The 23,133-nt window shown below is 48.6% G+C and carries 2 protein-coding genes (1 of these 2 cut by a window edge); both read right to left on the reverse strand.

From position 1 onward, the window contains the following. Positions 1 to 18,003, reverse strand: a complete 18,003-nt coding sequence (locus PAEVO_RS12215) for an SDR family NAD(P)-dependent oxidoreductase (protein WP_100537790.1) — start codon at positions 18,001 to 18,003, stop codon at positions 1 to 3. Next, a protein-coding gene (locus PAEVO_RS12220; RefSeq protein WP_243390868.1) for an SDR family NAD(P)-dependent oxidoreductase crosses the window boundary here: on the reverse strand, positions 18,000 to 23,133 show its 3' end. Its footprint extends 5,204 nt past the window's final position; the window shows 5,134 of its 10,338 coding nt (coding positions 5,205-10,338); the start codon falls outside the window, past its right edge; its stop codon occupies positions 18,000 to 18,002. Before PAEVO_RS12220 ends, PAEVO_RS12215 begins: the two co-directional genes overlap by 4 nt.

Raw genomic sequence — 23,133 nt, forward strand, 5'->3', positions numbered from 1 at the left:
TCATGCCTTGACTCCGTGTAATTCTTTCGTCTTCTCTTTAAACATGTGGAGAAACTCTTTGGTCATGCCATGTTCCGAATATAACTCTTCGCAAAACGCAAAAATCGTTTCATAAGATTTGGCTTCTGATAACAGCACCATATGATTGGAAGGATCTATATCCATAACATGCAGATTAGGAAATTGACGTTCCCATTCCTCCCAGTAGGTTGCATGGTCAAGAGCAGAAGAATCTTCGGTAGTAGAGAAATAGGGTTCCAGCTCTCCGAAGATCAGTCCACCCTTATTGCGGAAGTAGTAGCAGGTTACTGCATCGGGTTCGGATAGCGGCCTCACCGAAAATCGATCAAATTGGTATGCATGCTGTATCTTGATATTCGCTTCGATCATCGACATGATTTGCTCCTCCGTCTTGGTGAGTCCGCGGGTGTTTCCAAGCTTAATTAACTGTTCAAACAATTCCTCTTCCTGAACACTCAGATCCAATTCATTTCGATGGATGAGCGTCTGCATAAATGTGTCCGGTTCCTGAAAATTCTTTGAAGCAAGGGCCAAATTAACGGCTTGCAATACGGCCGTCTTTCTAGAAACGGCTCCTTGCTGAAACTCTTTTCCATATGGTGAATCCAGCATCACCACTGAATTCACCGAATGACCAAGCTCCTGCAATTGACGCGTCACTTCATACGCCAGTACTCCGCCTAAGGAGTAACCTCCCAGATCATAAGGCCCGTTAGGCTGAACGGATTGAATAATATGGGCATAGTACGCAGCCATCGCCCCAACCCCTTTTAACGGAGATCGATCAGTTAACCACCCTCTTGCCTGGATGCCGTAAAATGGCCGCTCGCTCTTTTGCGCGAGCTTTTGATACATTTCCACGCCACCCAAGCCGCCATGAAACCAAAATACGGGCGATCCCTGTGAGCCATTGTTAAGAAGGATTAGCTCGGGAAACTGCGGCCAACTCCCGGGCACTTCGGACTTACTTTGTCGGCTGATACTTCGTGATCCATCCACTTTGCTCAGCGATTCGATCATTGTAATGATATCCAGAAAGGTCCTGCATTCCTGAAGTTTAATGAGATCCACCGCCGGGGCCAACTGATTCTGCAATTGCTGCAAAAGCTGCATCAATAGAATGGAGTCAAGCCCATATTGATCCAAAGGCCGGTCCGGATTCATCTCAGAGGGTGCCATTCCCAGTATTTTCGATACGATCTCGATAACACGGCTGCTTACATTAGGGTCCGTCTCCGCCATAACCGATGTGGTTTCTGTTAAACGATGGGTTGAAGCTGCACGTTTAACCTGTCCCTCATGGATCTCTCGTGCACTCTCGCTATCAAGATCGGGCCAGCACCTTCTCCTCTCAAACGGATAGACAGGCAGTGACATTCTACGAACCTCTTTTGCATCGTGAAGTGTTTCCCATGGAAATATGCCGCCTCTTGTCCATTGGAGAGCAATATCATTCAGGTTGTTATCCGCAAATAATGTTAGAACGGCATCCGAATCCATTTTGGGCTTGGAATTGACTGTCTCTCCTGTAAAAATGACAGGATGCGAATCTTTCGCCATCGGGAGGACTTGCGATGGTTTCAGGAATTGCCTGAAACCACTAATCAGCTCCTCGCGACAACTTGCAACGAAAGCCAGCCGGGATTCCATCTGTTCTCTGCCTATCTGCAAGGTGAATGCGAAATCGGATAAAGAGAATTCCGGCACACGTTCTGCATATTCAAGCATGTGTCGAGCATATTCTTCCAGTCGCTCTGTACTTTTTGCCGAGAGCGCTACGATCTGAGGTTTCCTCGAAGGTTCCTGATGCTTACCGGCATCTGCCGGAACATACTCTTCCAGGATGACATGAGCGTTCACACCGCCGATGCCATAACTGTTTATCGCCGCACGTCGCGGGAGCACCTTACCATGCACATCGGTTAACGACTCCCATTCATGATGCTCTGCAGAAATTCGAAGCGGACTTCCCTCCAGCGAAATATGCTGACTCGGACTCGTAAATCGTTTCACTCCAGGGATAAGTTTGTGTCTTATCGCCTGAATGGACTTGATCAACGAAGCCATGCCTGAGGCAACTTCCCCATGACCCAGTGAAGGCTTCAGCGTGCTGATATAACAAGCGCTCTCTCCCAAAGAACCAGATGGGGATGGATCGTTAGACGCTATCTCCTGATAACCCGCCTTCAATGCATTGACTTCGATGCCGTCGGCGATAGGCGACGCGATACCATGGGCTTCAATGTAGGATATCGTCCGGGGGTTAACACCCGTGCCTTTAAATGCTTGGGCCATGGCAGCCTTCATCCCTGCCGCATTGGGCGAGGTCAATGACATTCCCTTGCCCCCATGGGACACGCCGGTCCCTCTAATTACGGCATAAATTAAATTATTGTCCTCAATCGCTTTCGACAATGGCTTGATGATGATTGCACCAACACCTTCGCTCCGAACAAATCCGTCCGCGTTGGACTGAAAGGATTTAGCTTTTCCATCCGGGCTTAGATATCCCATAGCATCAAAGCCTATGAAGCCTATAGGAGAAATCAGCAGATTTACAGCGCCTACAATTGCTTGTTCGCATTCTTCGTTATATATGGATCGGATCGCTCGATGTAACGCTACCAATGTAGAAGAACAAGCTGTTTCGTAGTATTCACTGGGACCTTGCAAGTTTAATGCATATGAAATGCGGTTTGGAATCAGGGACGGGACCACGCCGGTCATCGCTTGGGGATTTCCTTGTGAAATCGAAGTGATGTTCATATAATCGCCTGGGCCAGCAGCTACGAAAACGCCTGTAGGCTGTTGCGAGAGCTTGCTCGGCGAAATGCCGGCATCTTCAACCGCCTTCCAAACCTGAGTCAGCAGGAGACGCTGTTGGGGATCCATCATTTCGGCTTCTCTCGGAGAAATACCGAAAAACAACGGATCAAACTCTTCCACACCTTCAATAAAGCCCCCCCATTTCAGACTGGTTTGCTCTTCGTCATCAGAATCATCGTCCAAGCATTCTCTCCAATCCCAGCGCTCTTTCGGTATTTCCGTTATACAGTCCTTGCCCTCCACGATATTCTTCCAAAATTCATCCACATCCTTTGCCATCGGAAACAGGCCACTGATGCCCACAATCGCAATTGGCTCAGATTCAGAATCGGTGGCCTCCGGGTCCGGAGACGGCGACTCAGACCGGACTGCCATCCTTGCCGGGCGAGAACGTGATTTTCTCAAGGGAATCTCTTCTTCCTTGGGCCCCCTTGTCTTCGGCACGGATATATCCTGCTCAGCGGTTAATGCAGCCTTTACATCAAAGGCAGTCCGATGTTCCGATAACAAGTATTCGGCAAAGCTATCCAGCGTCGTATATTCAAAGAACACGGTAGGTGTAAGTTCAAGGTGGTATTCCTCATTCAAATGATTGGCAAATTGCGTAAGCGAGATCGAATCAAACCCATACTCACTTAACTCCGAATGCATATCGATGTCTTCCAGCTTGACCTTTAGCAGCTTGGATACAGTCTGGACCAAGGCTGTCTCTACTCTTGCTGCCAAGCTGGTATCATCTGACTTAACGAGCGCTGGCATGTTCTCATGCTGACCGGATGCGGCTGCAGGCAGCATTCTAGGCTTCACTCGGGACAGGATGCCTGTCATTACTACCACCTGGTTCCTTCCCGAGGCAAGCCCCTGATACAGTGCTTGGATACCTGTCGAAGTCTGCATTGGGACAGTACCCAGGCTCTTCATCATGATTTTTTCGACTTCCTCGTCAACACGCATACCGCCTTCTTTCCAGAGCGGCCAATTGATGGATAACATGCGTCCATGCCTTTGCCTGGAAGCCGTAAGCGAATTTCTATACTCCGCGTAGGCATCCATGAAAGCGTTAGCGGCTGAGTAATCCGCTTGTCCCGGATTCCCCGTCGCCCCAGCCACAGAAGAAAACGCAATGAACCAATCCAGTTGAATGTCTTCGCTAGCTTCGTCTAGATTTACGAGTCCCCTTACTTTGGGTGCCATCACGTTTTCCAACTCTTCGACATCTTTTCTGAGAATTAGATTGTCTCGGATAATGCCCGCCCCATGAATGATGCCGTTCAGGCTTCCGTATTCCTCATGAATGCTCTGAATTAAGGAAGTAACCTGCTGCTTATTTGTCACGTCGACTTGTCGATAATCAACCTTGGCTCCAAGAACCCGCAGTTCATCCAGTTCGGCATGCATGCTCTCATGCAGTGATGAGCGTCCGGTAAGAATCAATACGGCCTCTTTCGCTTTATGGAGAATCTCTTTGGCAAAAATGATGCCAAGACCTCCTGCACCACCTGTGATCAGGTAAATGCCTCGGTCTCTCCAGGGAGCAGCCGCCTTCATAGCATCAGCTTGGAGTTCATCCCATCCGGCAACCCAACGTTTGCCGTCCCGATACCGAATCCGTTGATCCATTGGATAATGACTGTTCTCCATCAGTACGTCCGTTATATTAGAATCAACGGATTCTATTTCGATATATTGACATACCAGCTTGGAGTTTTCCGACTGTGCAGCCTTCATCAAGCCGGAGATACCCGATAACAACAGCCGATCCTGCTGAGAGAGTGACAACACCTGGATAAGGATTTTATCTTTGGGCTTGTCTCTCAGGATCGCTTGAACCTCCTCAAAGATTCGGGCCGAATACGTTATGAACCGTTCTTCTATTCGTTCCTGATATAATTCCAGCGTAATGCAACGGGCCTGGCTCAACGGATGGTTTAAACTCTGCTCCATGCCCGAACTGATTTCACACAGGAACACCAAGTGTTTGGCATACTCCGGGGCACTGCCAATCCGAGCAGCTGGCTGGTCCCTCCAGATCGGTTCCAGCATGAGGGTGCCAGGTGTTTCCGAAACCGCCGATGATTTCACCTCTCCGTCAAGCACCCTGGTTGAAAACCCCTTCATTTTTACATAAACCTTACCCAGAACATCACATAGGTCGATATCCAGTTTCTGCACTTTACTCTCTGGTTTATTTCCGTCACTGTACCGGATTCGTGCCCACATCTCGGAAGGACAGCTGCCGAAAACCTCCAGCTCCTGCAGGGCAAAAGGAAGCCCCGGCTTCAATGAAGCGGTCGACGCTGAATCTGGGCTCATCATCATGGATATGGTGGCCTGCAGAGCAGAATCCATTAGGCTGGGGTGCAGCGTAAATGGAGCAGCTGGGTCGGTCACTCCGGATGGAAGAGACAGCTTCGCTAACGCCTGGCCTCTGCCCAGATAGACTTTTTGTATGCCTTGATGTGCTGGACCGTATTGTATACCCATTGCGCTATAGGTTTCATAGATCTTGCTTGATGAAATGATGTCCAGATTGCATTCAGCCAGAAGAGATTCAATATCCAACGAAGCATGATCATTCATGCTGCATACTTCCGCACTTCCCTGGCTGTGCAGCACCGGTTCTCCTCCCGCTTCCTGCTCACTGTATACTTCATAGGCAATTTCACCATTATCCTCATGATATAGATCCAAATGGACTTGAACCGGTTGATCTTCCGCCACAATGGGCCGAGCCCATACGACATTTTTAAGCCGAATTCCTGTGCGACCTTGCTCCAGCGTCTCTCCGGCAATTTGTTCTACGGCCGTTCGAGCCATTTCAAGATAAGCCACTCCAGGCAGAACCCGCTGTCCCTTCACAACATGATCCTTTAGGAAAAACTCGCTCCCCGTAAAAACCGAACTGAAACGCAGCCCCGAAAGATCGGAGGTATTCCGGTGAAGTAAAGGATGAACAACCGATACGGCGGGAACTCCAACAGGCTCTGTTGCATTGGCATCCTTCTCGATCTCAGGAATCCAGTAAGGTTCACCAGCAAACGGATAAGTTGGCAAGCTAATGCGGCACGGCTTCACGTCTCCATAGATCTGGTTCCAGTTGACACCCAGTCCTCTTACCCAAAGATTGAGAAGTTTGGCGTATTTTCCGCGCTGGATCCATTTGATAACGGCTTCCTGAAACTCTTCATCTGCTTCGAAGACTGACAACGTCTCCTTATTGCGTTTAACCTGTCCCCGGAACATGTCCTTGATATGACCACTGCCCTCAATGAATCCTTCCAACTTCATCTTAAGATCGTCCATAGACCCTACGATCCATGCCAATCGTTCTTCCATGGCTTCACGCCCCACTTGAAGCGTATAGGCAATATCAGCAAGCGCGCCGTCCGAAAACGGTTCTTCCGTAATGGCATACAATAACTGCCTGGCCTTTTCCCGGAGCCTGTCTTCGTTTTTAGCCGATAAGAGAATTAGCGCAGGACTTTGCGAATTGACGGCAATGCGGGCCCGTGGATCGTTCACCGGGACATACTCTTCAACTATGATATGTGCGTTAGCTCCCCCTGCACCGAAGGATGAAATACCGGAACGGCGAGGAACTTCCTGTCCATGAATCGTTGGACGTTTCCAATGAGCGGTATCACGCTGCACAACAAATGGTGTCCGATCAAAGTCAATATTAGGATTTAAACCATGCCCGTGCATGACATTTTTCACTAAGGTTTGATGCTTCAATTGAAGCAGCACTTTGGTAAGCTGCGCAATACCAGCCGCTGCCTCTGCATGTCCAATGTTGGATTTGACTGAAGAAATGGAGCAATATCCTATATCCCCGGTATATTTGCCGAATACATCCGTCAAGCCTTTAATCTCAATCGGATCCCCGAGAGAAGTTCCGGTGCCGTGAGCTTCAATGGAACTGATGCTTCTTGGATCAATCCCGCTTTGGAGAAGCGCCTTTTCAATCGCCTGAGACTGGGACACTGGACTTGGTACCGTATAACCGTTCGTCCTGCCCGCATGACTGACCGCGGTTCCTTTTATGACCCCATAAATGGAATCCTGATCCTTGATTGCCTCCTGCAAAGGCTTTAAAAAGACTGCGCCTACCGCCTCAGACGGCACATAACCTGTTCCCCCTTCGCCAAAAGCGCGGCATCTTCCGTCGGAGGCGCTGAATTGTCCCTGGCACAATGTAATATACTTGCTAGGATGGAGCGAAAGATTTACACCGCCGGCGATTGCCATCCGGGACTGCCCATTTCGAATGCTTTCACAAGCCAGGTGAACTGCATATAGGGATGAAGAACATGCTGTGTCCACCGTCAAGCTTGGACCTGTAAAATCCATGATATAAGACACCCGGTTTGCTATCGAAAACATCTGGCTTGTCGCCAGATACATCTCTTTACTGGCTTGCCCGGCAGCATCGGCCATAAACAACTGATAGTTGTTAAAAGTAGCACCGACAAATACTCCGATTTGATTTCCATACCCATCCCGCTTCAGCGATTCCCGGGTATATCCCGCATTCTCCATACATCCCCAGGCAACCTCAAGAAACAAGCGTTCCTGCGGATCCATGTACATGGCGTCCCTTGGCGAAATATTAAAAAACAATGGATCGAAATATTCAATGCGATCCAAAAAGCCTCCCCACTTGCTATAGCTTAAACCCTTCGCTACCGCTTTGGTCCGGTCCGGTTCATAGAAGCCGTCTAAAGACCAGCGACTTGCCGGAATTTCTTCAATGGAATCCTTTCCTGCGTACAGGTTATTCCAGAACTGCTGCAGCGTATCTGCTTTCGGATAGCGGCCAGCTAAACCGATAATGGCAATATCGTTCGAGGCGTTTGGCTGCCGATCCGTTAATAAGATCGAACGGCTTAAAGGTATCGCTGCTGGAATAGGAGCTTGCGGAGGTTGTTTTGAGGCCGGTCCCACTTCCTCAACCTGCTTTATGTTCTTCAGAGATGCCCCATTCACAGCCGTATCCACATGCTTGGAGACCGCTACATTATATTCCTGTGCCAAATAAGCGGCTAATGCTTGGATGCTGTTGTACGTATAAAAAAGAGTGGCGTCTAACTGTCCAACCCAGAGCTCGATTTTTTTATTTAACGCATGAATCATCAGGGAATCCAGTCCCAATTCTTCAAAGGTGGCCGCATTCTCCAATTTGTCATGGGGAATCCCGGTTACCTCCGTCAAGAGGGTTCTTAGTTGAGCAGAAACTGACGACACCAGCGCTTCGGAATCCATTTCGCCTGAATGATATGAAATCTCAACATCAGCTTTGATCTCCACATCATATGTGCGGTCGGCTAACGGACTCACCTCAGCCTCTACTGCAGGATGAGGTCCTGCGGCATCGATCCTCCTGATTGTTGGCTCACAAAATTCTCCTTCAGCAGTATTCACCCAATAGCTTTCCCGTTCAAATGGATACGTCGGCAGCTTAACCTTGTAAGGTCGAACATGACCAAAAAGTTGACCCCACTCGATTTCATATCCTTGGCAGTAAAAGTCCGCCAGGGCATATAGCGTGTCTTTAAATTGGCTTTTGCCAAGATGCTGGGTACAGCTCTTCGCAAGCAGTTCCTGTATATACAGTTGCATCGCTTTTTGTCCGGTAAAATCGCGGGGAACCCTGCCTTCGAAAAGATTCGGCACTTTCTCGCGGTTCCCAACCTGTTTCATTACATACACAGCATCACTTAAATCCTGTATGACAACGGCACAGCGATAACTGAAATGAACGCGGCCATTCAGCAGCGTATAGCTGATATGCTGAAGGTCCTCTTCACCCCACTTCTCATTAACGAGTGCATGAAGCATATCCCGGATTTTTTCCTCGAGCGCTTCTTTCGTTTTGGCTGAAAGTGCAAGCACATAGTACGGCGGTCGCTCCGTGGACACAGCAACTTTTTTCCTCGAATAACTCTCGACAACCATGTGCGCGTTAGTTCCGCTCATTCCGAAAGCGCTGACGGCTCCTTTTAGGGATGTTCCGTTAGCTTGACTCCAAGCCTTCGCTTTCTTGTTCACATAGAACGGGCTGTCCGCCCATTGGATATAATCGTTCTCTTGCACAAAATTAAGACTTGGCGGAATCATTTCATGACGCAGGGACATCACGAGATTAATCAGGCTTACCAGTCCGGAAGCCGCAAAAGCATGGCCGAAATTCGTCTTGGAAGAGGTAAGCGCGCAGTACCCCTGTTTCTCCGTATGCGCTTTAAACGCTTCATTCAAGGCATTAATTTCTACTGGGTCGCCCAATTTTGTCCCGGTGCCATGGGTTACAATGTACTCTATTTCTGCTGGATTGATCTGATATTGATGGTAAACTTCTTTCAACAGATTGGTTTGGGCAATTCCGCTGGGAGCTGTGATCCCATTGGTTCTCCCATCATAATTAACTCCGCTTCCGCGAATCACCGCATGTATAGGGTCCCCGTCCGCTTCGGCTTGTGACAAGCGTTTGAATACCAAAGCGGTAACAGCTTCACCGGGAACCGTTCCGTTAGCCCGTTGGTCAAATGCATAACACTTGCCGTCTGCTGATAATATCCCAGCCTGACTAATGCCAGTGTATGCATTGGGTGTAAGCAGAAGATTGACTCCTGCCACGATGGCCGCGTCGCACTCTCCATTACGTAGGCTCATACACGCTTGATGAGCTGCAACCAGTCCCGATGAACATGCTGTATTAATGGCCATATTCGGCCCGGTCAAGTTCAGAAAATACGATAACCGCGCTGCCAGAATAGCGTTATGGTTAGAGGTTATACTCCCTTTGTCTTTCACAAGCAGATGATAGTCGCCATCTTCGACTCCAACAAACATCCCGATCTTGCATCCGCCAAGCTTGTCCTCCCCATACCCGGCATCTTCCAACGCCCTCCAGGATTCCTGAAGCAAAAGCCGCTGTCTCGGATCCATCGTTTTCGCCTCATTAGGCGAAATCTCAAAAAACATCGGATCAAATTCACGGACGCCCGGAATGGTTCCGCACCATTTGCAATGGATTGGCGTTGATTCCTGCTCGCCATCCCCATAATATCGCCGCCAATCGAATCTCTCGGCAGGAACTTCCGACACGGCACTTTTGCCTTCCGCCAGGATCGTCCACATCTCATCGATGTTTCGGGCTTCCGGAAACCGTCCGCTCATGCCAATGATCGCAATAGGCTCATGGAGGTTTGATGATGAGGCTATTCGTTCCTGCACCCTCGCTCTCTTGAAAGCTTTGGGCTCAGCTGCAGCTGTGTCTGGAAAGTTTGGCGATTCCGTATCTACGATCTGACTTTCTCGATAAAATTCAGTCATCATTTCGTTATGCTCTTTCAAAAAATAATCGATTAATTTTCCGATCGTGGATTGTCCGAAGAATAACGAAGGTGTGATATCCAAGTCATAATGCCCGGTCAGCACATTGGCAAATTGTGCAAGATTGATGGAATCAAAGCCGAATTCCGCCAAATTTTCGTCTAAATCCAGCTTATCGCGAGGGATCTTAAGGAGCTCGCTTACGATTTCCTTCATATCCCATTCCAGGCGCTGCGCAAGGCTCAATCCCTTCATTTCATTCCGCCATCCCTTGCCTTGAGCAGCGTTCGCATTTACGGTATTTGGTGTTTGTCTATTTGCTTCAAATGAATTCTCGTTGTTGGCCAGCCCCAGGAATCGATGCACCCGGCTTCGCTGACCAACCAGCACCAGATGCTGCGAAAGACTGTGAGAAAGAATGCGCTCAAATATCTGTAAGCCCTCTTCAGTCTCCAGCAAGCGCTGACCGCTGGATTTCAAATACATCTTGGTATTATCCTGATCCTCAAAGCCCATGCCGCCTTCCTTCCAAAGCGGCCAATTGATCACGATGGATCGACCGGCCCGGTTCTGTTCGTTCCGATGTCGCGCATATGCCATCTGATACCGGTTTCCAATGGCGTAGTCGCATGAACCAAAATCGCCAATCACAGCCGAGGTGGATGAGAAATAACAGATAAATTCCAACTGCTGCTCATCCTGAAGTATTTCATCCAGTGCGAGTGTTCCTTCCACTTTAGGAGCGAGCACTGCATGGAAATCTTCCAACTCTTTTTCAAGTATATGTTGACGGCTTGACATGCCGGCCGCATGAATAACCCCATGTATAGGTTCGAAACGAGCCTTTGCAGCGACCAAACCTTCACGCATATGTTCCACGTCACAAATATCGGATTGGACATATAGAACTTGACTGCCCAGGTCCTCCAGCTCCTTGATGCCGGCCCGTATTTCATCATTCATCGGGGATCTGCCTGTAAGGATTAAATTCGCAGCATACCGGCTTGCGATATGTCTGGCAAAAAGAAGCCCCAAGCCGCCGCATCCGCCGGTAATCAGGTAGGTTCTCCCTCGCTTCAACATGATAGAATCAATCTCCAGCATGGTGGGCTTGACTCGGCAAATATACCGTTTTCCGTCCTGATACAGTACACTTCCTGATTGGTTCGCTTGAAGTTCCGTCCACAGCTTCCCAATCGGGACGATCAGAGACTCCTTTCGCAACCGTGCCTGCAACTCAATGGAAACGACACTTACGCGAACATTTGGCAGTACGAGACCTAAAGATCGCTCAAAGCCAATCCATGATTCCATATAACATCGCTCAATCGGATTCTCGAATTGGCCGGCAAGCAACAACTGCTTCGGTTTTAATTTTGCGGCAGCGATAGCCTGAACCAAATGCACGATGCTGGAATAATCTTTGATGTACGCAGCATCTTCAATTGGCCATAAATACAGAACGGCATCGATTTCTTTGAAATCCTTGCGGATACTCGACAGCACCTGTACATATGAATCCCTATTCATCGCGGGAATACGGTAATCATGCCTGGATTTCTTGTCAAAGACGGTACTTTGCGAAACAAAAATAACCTGCGTGTCTCCATCCAAGGCTGTGGCTTTGTCCGTAACAATCTGTTTGCTCTCCTCTTCGGTTAGGAAACAAACCAGCGTCTTTAAATCGGCGTTATGGATATCCTCTAAAGCCTCTTCTTCCCAGACCTCTTCAAATGTCATCAATTCGTTAGCTTCTTGCGGCGCCGCACCTTCTGTTATTCGAAGCTGATCTTGTCCCACAGAAGGCCCATGATGTGCATCTCTTCGGGGCCTGTTTATGATTCGGAAGCGCCCGGGTTTCGTATTTGCAACGCCAGCGGTCGCGTCTTGGACAGATGCCCAATAATGCTCTCTGGCGAATGGATAAGTCGGGAGCTCTGTCAGCTGGGCCAATGCACCGTCATATAAACCTTCGCCGCTGATCTCATACCCTTGGCAGTACAGATCAGCTAATGCATAGAGTGCTTCTCGGTATTTATCCGGATCTTCCTTCAGAGATTGGGCAGATCTCAGTAGATCGTTGACGTACTGCTGGATCAAAGGTTGGCCTTCAAAATCACGTGGCACTTTTCCAGCAAAGCGATTGGGCAGACGTAAGGTATCCCCGTTTGCCGATAATATATATTCTGCGTCCTGTTTATCCCCAGCAACAACTGCCATACGATGGTTAAAATGCTGTCGTCCTTCCAACAAGGTATAACTTATTTTGCTCAACGATTCCTGTGATGCATCCGCTTTTCCTAGCATGACAACCATATCTTGAATCTTCTCTTCCATTGCTTCCTTCGTTTTGGCAGAGAACGTAAGCAAATGATAAGGGGGAATGCCTGTTGGCTCTTCTACGGAAGCTGTAACGTAGCTCTCCAAAACCATATGAACGTTCGTTCCGCTCATTCCGAACGCACTTACGGCACCCAGACGTTTTTTATTTCCGCTGGCTGGCCAGGGTTTATTCGATATATTGACATAAAAAGGACTTTCCGTCCAATGGATAAAATCATTCTCTTGCTCAAAATTCAGGCTTGCAGGAATCGTTTCATGACGGAAAGCTTGTATCAGATTGATCATATTGACTAACCCAGAAGCGGCGAAGGTGTGCCCAAAATTCGTTTTATTGGAAGTAATCGCGCAATATCCTTGTTTATCCGTATAGGCTTTGAATGCATCTTGAAGGGCGTTTACCTCTACCGGATCCCCCAGCCTCGTTCCGGTCCCGTGTGTTACGACATATTCAACATCACCCGGGTTAACACGAGACTGTTCATAAACGGCTTTCACAAGCTCGGTTTGCGCAACTCCGCTCGGAGCCGTGATTCCGTTTGTTTTGCCGTCATAGTTAATACTGCTGCCGCGGATCACCGCCAAGATCGAATCCCCATCGGCCTCTGCCCTGGATAAACGCTTGAGCACAACCACGGTGACCGCTTCTCCAGGAACAAGCCCGTTCGCCCGTTTATCAAATGCAAAGCATGTACCATCCCTGGAGAGCATCCCGGCCTGACTCATTCCAACATACGGGTCTGGAGTAAGCATCAGATTGACACCGGCAGCAATGGCCGTATCACACTCATCATTGCGAAGGCTGAGACAAGCTTGGTGTGCTGCGGCCAGCCCAGAAGAACATGCCGTATCCACCGTGAGTACCGGACCATTCAAATTCAGAAAATAGGACAGCCTTGCCGCCAGAATAGCATTATGGTTGGAGGTAATCCCTGCCTCTCCTCTAACTAGCTGCTGGTAATCCCCTTGCTCAGCACCCACAAACATGCCAATTTTCCCAGCTCTGATTTTTTTGTCTCCGTAGCCAGCATGCTCCAACGCCTTCCAGGCTTCCTGGAGCAATAAGCGCTGCCGCGGATCCATTGATTCCGCATCCTTAGGTGAGATCTCGAAAAATAACGGATCGAATTCGCTAACGCCCGGGATACAACCGCACCATTTATTGTCTGTCTTGTGAGGATCCTTGTCTGAGGGACTGTAATAATGACGCCAATCAAACCGATCAGCGGGAATTTCTCTCACTGCGTTCCTTCCCTCGGTCAGAATCGTCCACATTTCTTCAACGTTTCTCGCTTCCGGAAATCGTCCGCTTATGCCGATAACGGCGATGGGCTCATGGGCATCATCAGATAGGTTGCTGCTTAGCTTCATCTTTGCCTGCGCGATGGGGCGTGCTTGGGGAGCGATCTTTGCAGGCCTGTGCTCGTCAGCCTCATAGTAAAACTCGGCAAGTGCTTCTTGGTGCTCCTTCATCAAATACTCCGTTATTTTACTTATCGTGGAATGACCGAAGAATACCGAAGGTGTTAGTTCCACCCCATAATGCTTAGACAGCCTGGTCGCCAAATGGGTTAAATTTATGGAGTCAAAGCCAAAGTCAGCAAGATTGATTTCGCTGTCCAGCCTACCCTTCTGAATTTGGAGCAATATACCGATCTGCTCCTTCAAATCCCATTCAATGCACTGCTTCGTGCTCATGCCTCTCATTTCTCTTCGCCAGCCTTTACCTGACACAGCACTTCGATGACTTGCCTCGTGGATTGTTTCCTTGGAGCTTCCATCCATCTCCATCCTTGCAGACTCATTCGCATTCGCAGAATCCACGAGCGACTTCCGGGTTGATGAAACAACGCCTTCTTTAATCAGCTGATGCTCTGCAATATAATATCGTTCCCTCGCAAAGGGATAGACGGGCAGACTTCGACGGCGTGGTTTAACGCCATTCCTATACAGGATATTCCAATCCACGCGCAGGCCCTGAACCCAAATCATGGCGATGCTATGAAAATTCCGCTCCAGTACCAGCTTCTCCATCGATGAATCCGCTTCTTCTATACTCTGTTGCTCTTTATCCGGCTTCATCTGTCCCCTGTAGAGTCCATCAATATCGTTGTGTCCCGTCACATAACGTGTTAGCTTAGCTCGAAGATCTTGAATCGATTCCGCAACGACTGCAATCCGTTCTTCCATGCCTTCTCGCCCAACCTGAAGAGTGTAAGCCATATCAAGGAGCTGACTATCCGATAAAATCTCCTCAGCCATCATCTCCAAAAGCTGTTTCACTTTCTCGTTAAGGCATGATTGGTTTTTGGCTGACAACGGAACAACCACAGGAAGACCATCTTGAGAAGACGGGGCCGGGCGATACGTCTCCTCAGGCGTATATTCTTCCAAGATGACATGGGCATTGGAACCGCCTGCTCCAAAGGACGAGACACCCGCTATCCTAGGAAACTCTATAAGCTCTCCATCCATATGAATCACCGGTTTTTGCCATTCCTGAAGCGATTGCTGGACGACAAAAGGCGTGTTGGCAAAGTTAATGTTCGGATTCAGTTCTTTGGCATGCAGACTGGGTACCAGCATCTTATGCTTCATTTGCAAGACGATTTTGGTTAGACCGGCCATGCCGGCTGCCGCTTCCAAATGGCCGATATTGGATTTGGCTGAACCGATGGAGCAAAACCCAGTATCCCCTGTATCTATGGAGAATGCTTGGGTAAGCCCTGTTATTTCAATGGGGTCGCCGAGATCGGTTCCTGTTCCGTGCGCTTCGATATAACTGACCGCTCTTGCATTTATTCCTGCTTTATCCAGTGCAGCACGGACGAGATCTCCCTGCGCTACAGGATTGGGTACAGTATAGCCGTTGGTTTTACCGCCATGATTCGTACTGGTGCTTTTAATCACGGCATGAATCTGATCTTCATCTGCAATTGCACGTGACAGAGGTTTCAGAAGAACGATCCCCACGCCTTCACCAGGAACGAATCCGTTTGCGCCCTGGCCAAAACTTTTGCATCTGCCATCCTTCGAGAGCATTTGTTGAACGCTAAGCCAATGATAATTGGAAGGGTGCAAGTATAGATTCACACCGCCTGCGATCGCCATTTCACATTCTCCCAGATGAAGATGCTCACAGGCTTCGTGAATCGCGGTCAGAGAGGATGAGCACATCGTATCAATCGGCATGCTGGGTCCTTGTAAATTCAGATAGTACGAAACTCTGTTGGCAACTGAGCTAAAGGAGGTGTACGGGTTAACATGTTCCCCCTGCTCCCATAAACCGGGGCCGTACAGATCGTAACCCGTCTTCGTGATCCCGGCAAAAACGCCTACCCGGCGGTTATGCTTGATCGCCAGCTGCTCCCGCGTATAACCCGCGTCTTCTAACGCTTCCCAACAGGACTCGATGAACAAGCGCTCTTGAGGGTCCATCATCATGGCTTCACGGGGAGAAATATTGAAAAACAAAGGGTCAAAATCCGCAAATCCCTCTAAAAACCCTCCCCATTTACTATAGCTCTTGCCTTGCGCCACTGCTTCCTGTGGATCCGAATCGAAGAAGTCTTCCATCGGCCAGCGGTCACCAGGTATTTCGGTAATACAATCTTTGCCTGCCTTAAGATTCTCCCAATATTCGTTGAGATTGCGGGCAGAAGGATAACGTCCGCTTATACCGATAATAGCAATGGGTTCTCGCGATTTGAGCTCAGGTTTATGGATTGGAGAGCGGGTAGAACGGTTCTTCTCTTTACGGAATGAAACGAGAACAGGAAAAGGTTCACCGGAACGAGGATCCACCGATGGTCTTGCAGATCCCTCCTCACTCTGCTCTCCCAGCCCTGTCCACCACACACATCGTTCCGTGTGTTCGGCAGTCAGATAATCAAGGACTTCACCTAATGTCTGGTACTCGTAGAACAATGTTTTGGAAAGCTCCCCGAAGATCACTGCCATTTTTGCATTCAATTGGTTGATCATGATCGAGTCGATTCCATAACTCTCAAGGGGTTCATTCACATGTAATTGGGTAACCTCGAGTTGTGTCACTTCTCCAAAGAGGACTTTGAGTTGACGGCCCGTTCTGTCTCTTAACAAGCCCTCATCGACTTGGTGACGCTTCGTCGGTTCAGAAGCTGCTGATTTAGGAGTGGGACCGGGTAGCAGCCTCTCTCTGATCTGATCTACTTGACCTGACACGATGAGGACTCGATCATGACCGGAAGCCAGTGCTTGATGCATAGCCTGTATACCGGTTTTCGTGTCCAGAGCCATCATTCCCCAGCTTTGCATCATCGATTTCTCCGTTATTTCATCAACTTCCATTCCGCCATCCTTCCAGTATGGCCAGTTGATGGACAACGATTGGCCTTGACGCAGTCCGGTTGCTACGAGACCGTTTCTATACGCCGCATAGGCATCCATATATGCGTTGGCAGCAGCATAATCCGCTTGTCCCGGATTGCCGAAACAGCCCGCGATCGACGAGAAGAAAATAAAGAAATCCAGCGGCAAATCCTTGGTGGCCGAATCTAGATATGTCGTCCCTGACACTTTGGGATTCAGCACTTGCTCCAATTCATCCCCGGTCTTTTTAAGTATGAAATTGTCACAAACGACACCTGCACCATGGATGATCCCATGCAGGCTTCCGAATTCCTCCAGGATGTCATGAATCAGGAGTTCTACCTGATCCTTAAGAGACACATCCGTTTGTTTATATTCGATTCTGGCTCCTGTTGCTCTCATCTCATGAAGTTTGGCTTCTTTATCCATAGATAGGACAGAACGACCGGTAAGAATCAATACTGGAGCGTTAACTCGCCGGATAATATCTTCCGCAAACAGGAGTCCGAGTCCACCTGCGCCTCCGGTAATCAGATAAACCCCGTTGTCTTTCCATGGAATGCTCACCTCCACCGGCGGAACAATAACTTCATTCCACCCTGCCTCCCACCTTTTTTCTTGATCAAAGCGTATGATATCTACTGCCAACCCCTTGCTGCGGTTAAGCATTTGCACGAGTATTGATGCCTCTACGTCCGGTTCTATTTCTATCAGTTGACCGCTTAATCGCGGGTTTTCCATACGGGCTGTTCGTAGGAGGCCGTAAAGTCCGGTGAACAGCTTCTGCTCACCCTGAACCGGCACCACAAGTTGAATAAGCACCTCGCCGGTCACTTTCTGTTCCATTATCGTTTTTACGAGGTCAAGAAACTGCTGTGCATAGGATTGGAAGCGTTGATTGATCTCCAGGTAAGAAGGTGACTGAAGCATCAGGCACTCGATGCCTGTCAGCCCGCTCTGTAGACTTTCGAAGGTTGAATGATCCATCTCACAAAAGATGGCTAGATGCCGGACATAACTCGACGGATTCCGACCATTCATGGTCTCTGTTTCTTTATAGATCGGTGTAAACATCTGGACCCCTGAAGCAGAAACTGAGCCTTTTGAACTTGAAAGAGCATCCTGATTTCTCATATTTGTAATCCTCCTCCAACCTTTGCGTGTTTTACGGTATGCTGTCCGTTGCTCTCCAATCGCGCTGTAAGTCCTTTCATGGTTGCGTATAACGCTCCGTGATGATCGTAGAAGTCAATATCAACTTTGATATTTGTCCCCTGAACGCCATACGCACTGTTTCGTACGTGAACCCATGACAATGGCGTTGGCTTACCGATCATATGAACCTCCTGCAAGGATAGCGGTTGTGCAGAACTCACGATTCCGCTACCCATTTGCTCATCCCAATCTGGCAAGAGGCCTATCGTCGCTTGCATAGCAGCCTCGGTTAGACTTGGATGCAATATGAAATGATGGGATGAATCCCGAAAAGCAGAATGCATTGAAAGCTTCGCGAGCAGCTGGTGGTGTCCGATAAACATCTCCTCTACCACTTGCTGTTGAGGACTATGAATTATTCCTGCTTCCACATATACCTTGTACCACTCAAACTTTGAGAAATATTTCACATTGCATTGTGCCTGTACAAGACTCATATCAGCCCGCAATGCCTTGCTTTGAAGGGCCGTTGTCAACACCCGTCCCTGATTGTGTATAACCGGATCTATGCTATTCTTGTCCGCTGTACTGTAGATTTCATATGAAAGGTCTCCCGCATCCGGGAAGATATCAATATGGAGCTGCAAGTCTTCTTCCACAAATTCAACCGGTTGGGACCAAACCACATCCTTGATCTGAATCTCTTCATGGGCGTCAAGGAAAACTCCCCCCGATAACTCCGCTGCTTTCCTGGCCATCTCCACATATATCATCCCCGAGAGTGTGTTCCTTCCTGAGACATCAGTTGAAGCCAGTAAAGGTTCGTCTCTGTTAAAAGTCGAGCTGTAGCGGACTCCCGAAAGATCCGATGTGTTCTGATGAAGCAGAGGGTGCAGCATGGCCTGCCCTTGTGGGGCTGATTCAATAGAAGAGCTGCCTTTGCCTTTTTTATCCGGTACCCAATAGCGTTCAGTCGCAAAGGGATAGGTTGGCAGAGATATGATGGTATAGCGTTCATTCGAGAACAACGCTTCATAATCAAGCCCATATCCTTGAATATATAACTCAGCAATCGTTGTTAGCCGCTCCACATATTCGGTGGGTTCGACCAAATGGCATTCCTGGATGCATTGGTTTCCGTATCGCTTTAAGGAAGGCTGTTCCCGACGATCATTTTCATTCAGTTCCGACACATAAACCTGTGGTACCTTGCTTCTGGCCAGCCATTTACTAAGGAATGTCATTAACTCATCCAAGCTCCGAGCTACGCAGGCTAAGCGGTTGTTAAAGTGCTTTCTTCCCGCCAACAAGGTATAGCTAAGGTTTCCGCAGTCTGCTTGCCTGTCATCTTGGCAGAAATCCAGCAGTTGATTCGCCTGCTTGCGCAGCTGCTCAGGCGTTCGTGCAGATAACACAATCAGATATCCCGGTTTGTCGGTATGACTCCCTGTTAGTTCCGGTGCCTCTTCTATAACAATATGGGCGTTAGTTCCGCTGAATCCGAAGGAGCTCACGGCTGCTCGTCTTTTACCACTCCTTCCTTTCTCCCAATCCCTGAGGCTCGTATTTACATAAAAGGGGCTGTCCTTAAACTGAATATTCGAATTCCCCGTTTCAAAATTTAGCGTAGGCGGAATTTGCTTATGCTTCAAAGACAGCAAAACCTTAATGATTCCCGCGACGCCAGCCGCATGGGCCGCATGCCCGATGTTGGTCTTGATCGAGCCGATCGCGCAGTACTCTTTGTTGTCGGTATAATTTCTAAAAGCCTTCGTTAGTGCCTGATACTCAATGGGGTCTCCCAGCTTCGTGCCCGTTCCATGAGCTTCTATAACCTGTATGTCGCCGGGATCAATTTGGAAGGCATCATATACGTTTCGTTCCAGGCGTTCCTGAGAGACGGCGCTTGGCGCCGTTATGCCGTTCGTCGTTCCGTCCTGGTTCATTCCCGATCCGCGAATGACTCCATAAATATGATCTCCGTCATGTATCGCTTCCTGAAGACGCTTCAGTACTAGAACGCCCGCCCCTTCACCCGGGATAAATCCGTCAGCACGCTCGTCAAAAGTATAGCTGTGGCCCGTTGTCGAAAGCATTCCCGCTTTGTTGGTGCTCAAATAGTACCATGGCGTAGACTGGATAAACACGCCTCCAGCCAATGCCATTTCCGTCTCGCCTGACCATAACCCCTGACATGCCATATGGACGGCGACTAATGAGCTGGAACAGGCCGTATCAATGGCGATGGCCGGTCCCTTGAGATCAAGATAATACGCAATCCGTGCCGGAATGACCGATCCAGCTATGCCCCAGAATGCTTGCGCCGGCGCATCATCTCCGAAGAGCTGTTGATAATCGCCCGCACCTCCAAGGCAGCCGACATAAACGCCGCAATGGCGTCCCTGAATCCTGGATCCGGCATAACCTGAGTCCTCCAGTGCCTTCCAGCACTCCTCCATAAATATCCTTTGCTGAGGATCCATATAGCTGGCTTCCAGACCATTAATATTAAAAAAGAATGGGTCAAACTGATCAATATTCTCTACAAAACCTCCGCGATCGCAATACTGGGCCACTTTCGGATAATGTGCCGAGAGATCCCAACGCGGAGACTCTCCAATAAGTTCTGCTCCGTTGGACAAGTGCGTCCATAGTTCATTCACGTTAGCTGATTTAGCATACTTTCCGCTCATTCCGATAATGGCAATCGGTTCTTTGTTCATGGGTGTCACAGGAGCGACCTCATGCTTAACGAGATCAGGTGCTTGCCTGCCTGATAAGGAACTCTTGTTGATAAACCGACTGGAATAAGATGGCGATGCTGCTTCACCTAATTCAGGCATATCCCGCCGATTGTCATCAGAGGCGACTGGTTTCTTTAAATTCTGCCCAAGCAGGCCAGCGACTGCATCCCTGTGATCCGATAAAATATAAGCTGTAAGCTGCTTAACTGAACTGTAATCAAAGAGACTCGTGGTATCGAGTTCGATGCGTAAGGCTTGATTAAGAACTTGTACCAGATGAACCCCGATAATGGAATCCAGACCATAATCGGCAAAGGACTCCTCCAATTCGATTTCGTTCCTATTTACTTTTAATGCCTCGGAAAGCTTCTCAATGATGGTCTCCTTCACATGATCTTCCAGCATCTGTTCGGTCATAACCGTGCTAGCCTGTTTAGCGGCAACGTTCTTAACTCGAGGCTGCTCTTCCACTGCGGCAATCGTTTCTAACCTGTCCCTCGTATCAAATGGTTTGGGATTAAACGTGCGTTTGACCTCTGCATCGGCTCTGTCTGAATAGGGCACCTGTTTTACTCGGACCACCCCGTTACTACTTGCCGCAATGATCTGCTGTCCCCATTCATGAGACTCTTTTGCCGGAAAAAAAACCGCTTCGTAGCCCTCGGACTCCAACACGTCCTTCCAGGTTTCGGGATACAGACCCGGACTACCAGGAATGCGTAAAGGTGCATCTTCATAAAGCCACCAACCTTCCAGGAGTCCAAAGGTTAAGTGCGTAAATAATCGGTTATCGCTCAGCTCATTGATTAGAATCAAACCGTTCTTTTTCAGGACGGATTTGGTATTGCGTAAAGTTTGGCGGATATTTCGGGTCGCGTGAAGCACATTTGTTGCAATAGCTATATCGAATTCACCCAAAGGGGTGTCCGAGCCGGCAACGGGCGCATCAACATTCAATATTTTATAAGTCAAAAAGGGATTGTGCGGACCGTACTCCTTCTCAGCAAATAATAAAAACGCTTTGGAAATATCGGTGTAGCAATACTCCTCGATATAATCACTGCAAGGCTTTAATTTTTGGAAAAGCCTGCTGCTCGTTCCTCCCGTGCCGGCACCAATTTCAATGATCCGGATTTTAACGGCAGGAGATTCGTTGATCCGTTCCTCCATATAGGCCAATAAGGTATCGGCAAGAACTTCATTGAAATGATCGGCGACGGGATTATTTTTATAGATGCCCTCCACTAGGTTCATGGAGGAATTCGGGAACATAATATCGGTGGCCAGGCGTTTACCTGTCAGAATTTCAGGCAATGCAAGCATGACCTCTTCAGCTAATGTCATCCATGCCTTTAAACTCGGATCTTCCAGCCATTCGACTTTCTTCAGTTCCCATTCCTTCCATAACAAGGCTTTATCAACGGATAACGGATCGGTTACTTTGTACATTTCACCATCCTGATAGAGGGAGTGATGCTGCACAAGGACGCGCAAGCTTTCCTCAAACCACTTTTGGTACATTGTGATGATTCCAATATGGGCTTTGCTCTCGGCTGACTTCGTATCCTTTTCCAATAATCCCATTGACGATAGCTCACTTAGCAGCATTCTTGATAGAAGGCTGATCATTTCCTTATTTAAACTCTGGGCCTCATTCATGTTCTGGAGCCGATCTGCTGTTCCCGAATTATAGTCCCTAATTTTGTTGATCACTGACGGTATGCTATCCGATCGGATATCGATGCGCTCTTTAGGATTCATGCCTTCCACGATAAGAGGTTTGGTCGTTGTAATCATCGCCATTTGATGAATCGGATTGGAAACCAATCGTTCCAAAGCTCTCATGCCAGCTTCAGGCTCAATGAGTCCCATCCCGATCCGGGACAGCTGTTGTACATCCTCTGAAGCAGAAGCGTCATCGCTGCTCCAATACCCCCAATTCATCACCTTCACCTTGCACGGCCATTCATGCGAAAGCCGATGTGCGAACGCATCCTTGAACGTACAGCCTGTTGCGTAGTGGCTCTGTTTTGGATTCTTAATGAAAGCGATCAAGGAAGAGAAGAACATAACAAAATCCAATGATTCCTTACGGAAAACCTGGGCCATCCGTACGGTCACGTCAATCTTGGCCGATAGCCCTGATCTGAATTGATCCTCTTCCATGTCCAGGAGACTTCGATTCGACAGCACCATCGCCGAATGCACGACACCGTTAATTCGCGAATATGTCTGCTTTATTTTTTCATAAGCTGCTCTGAGTTCTTCATAATCGGTTGCATCTGCTGAGATATAGACGGGTCTGGGTCCAAAACGAGCGATTCTATCCATATCCGCCCGTATATGTTCATCCATCTGTCTGCGG

Source organism: Paenibacillus sp. GM2FR (assembly GCF_002803325.1).
Classification (GTDB): domain Bacteria; phylum Bacillota; class Bacilli; order Paenibacillales; family Paenibacillaceae; genus Paenibacillus_AQ; species Paenibacillus_AQ lautus.

What these genes read in the sequence shown, in the direction of transcription:
- PAEVO_RS12215 (WP_100537790.1), bottom strand. Translation starts at nt 18,003, where the DNA reads ATGAGAAATCAGGATGCTCTTTCAAGTTCAAAAGGCTCAGTTTCTGCT.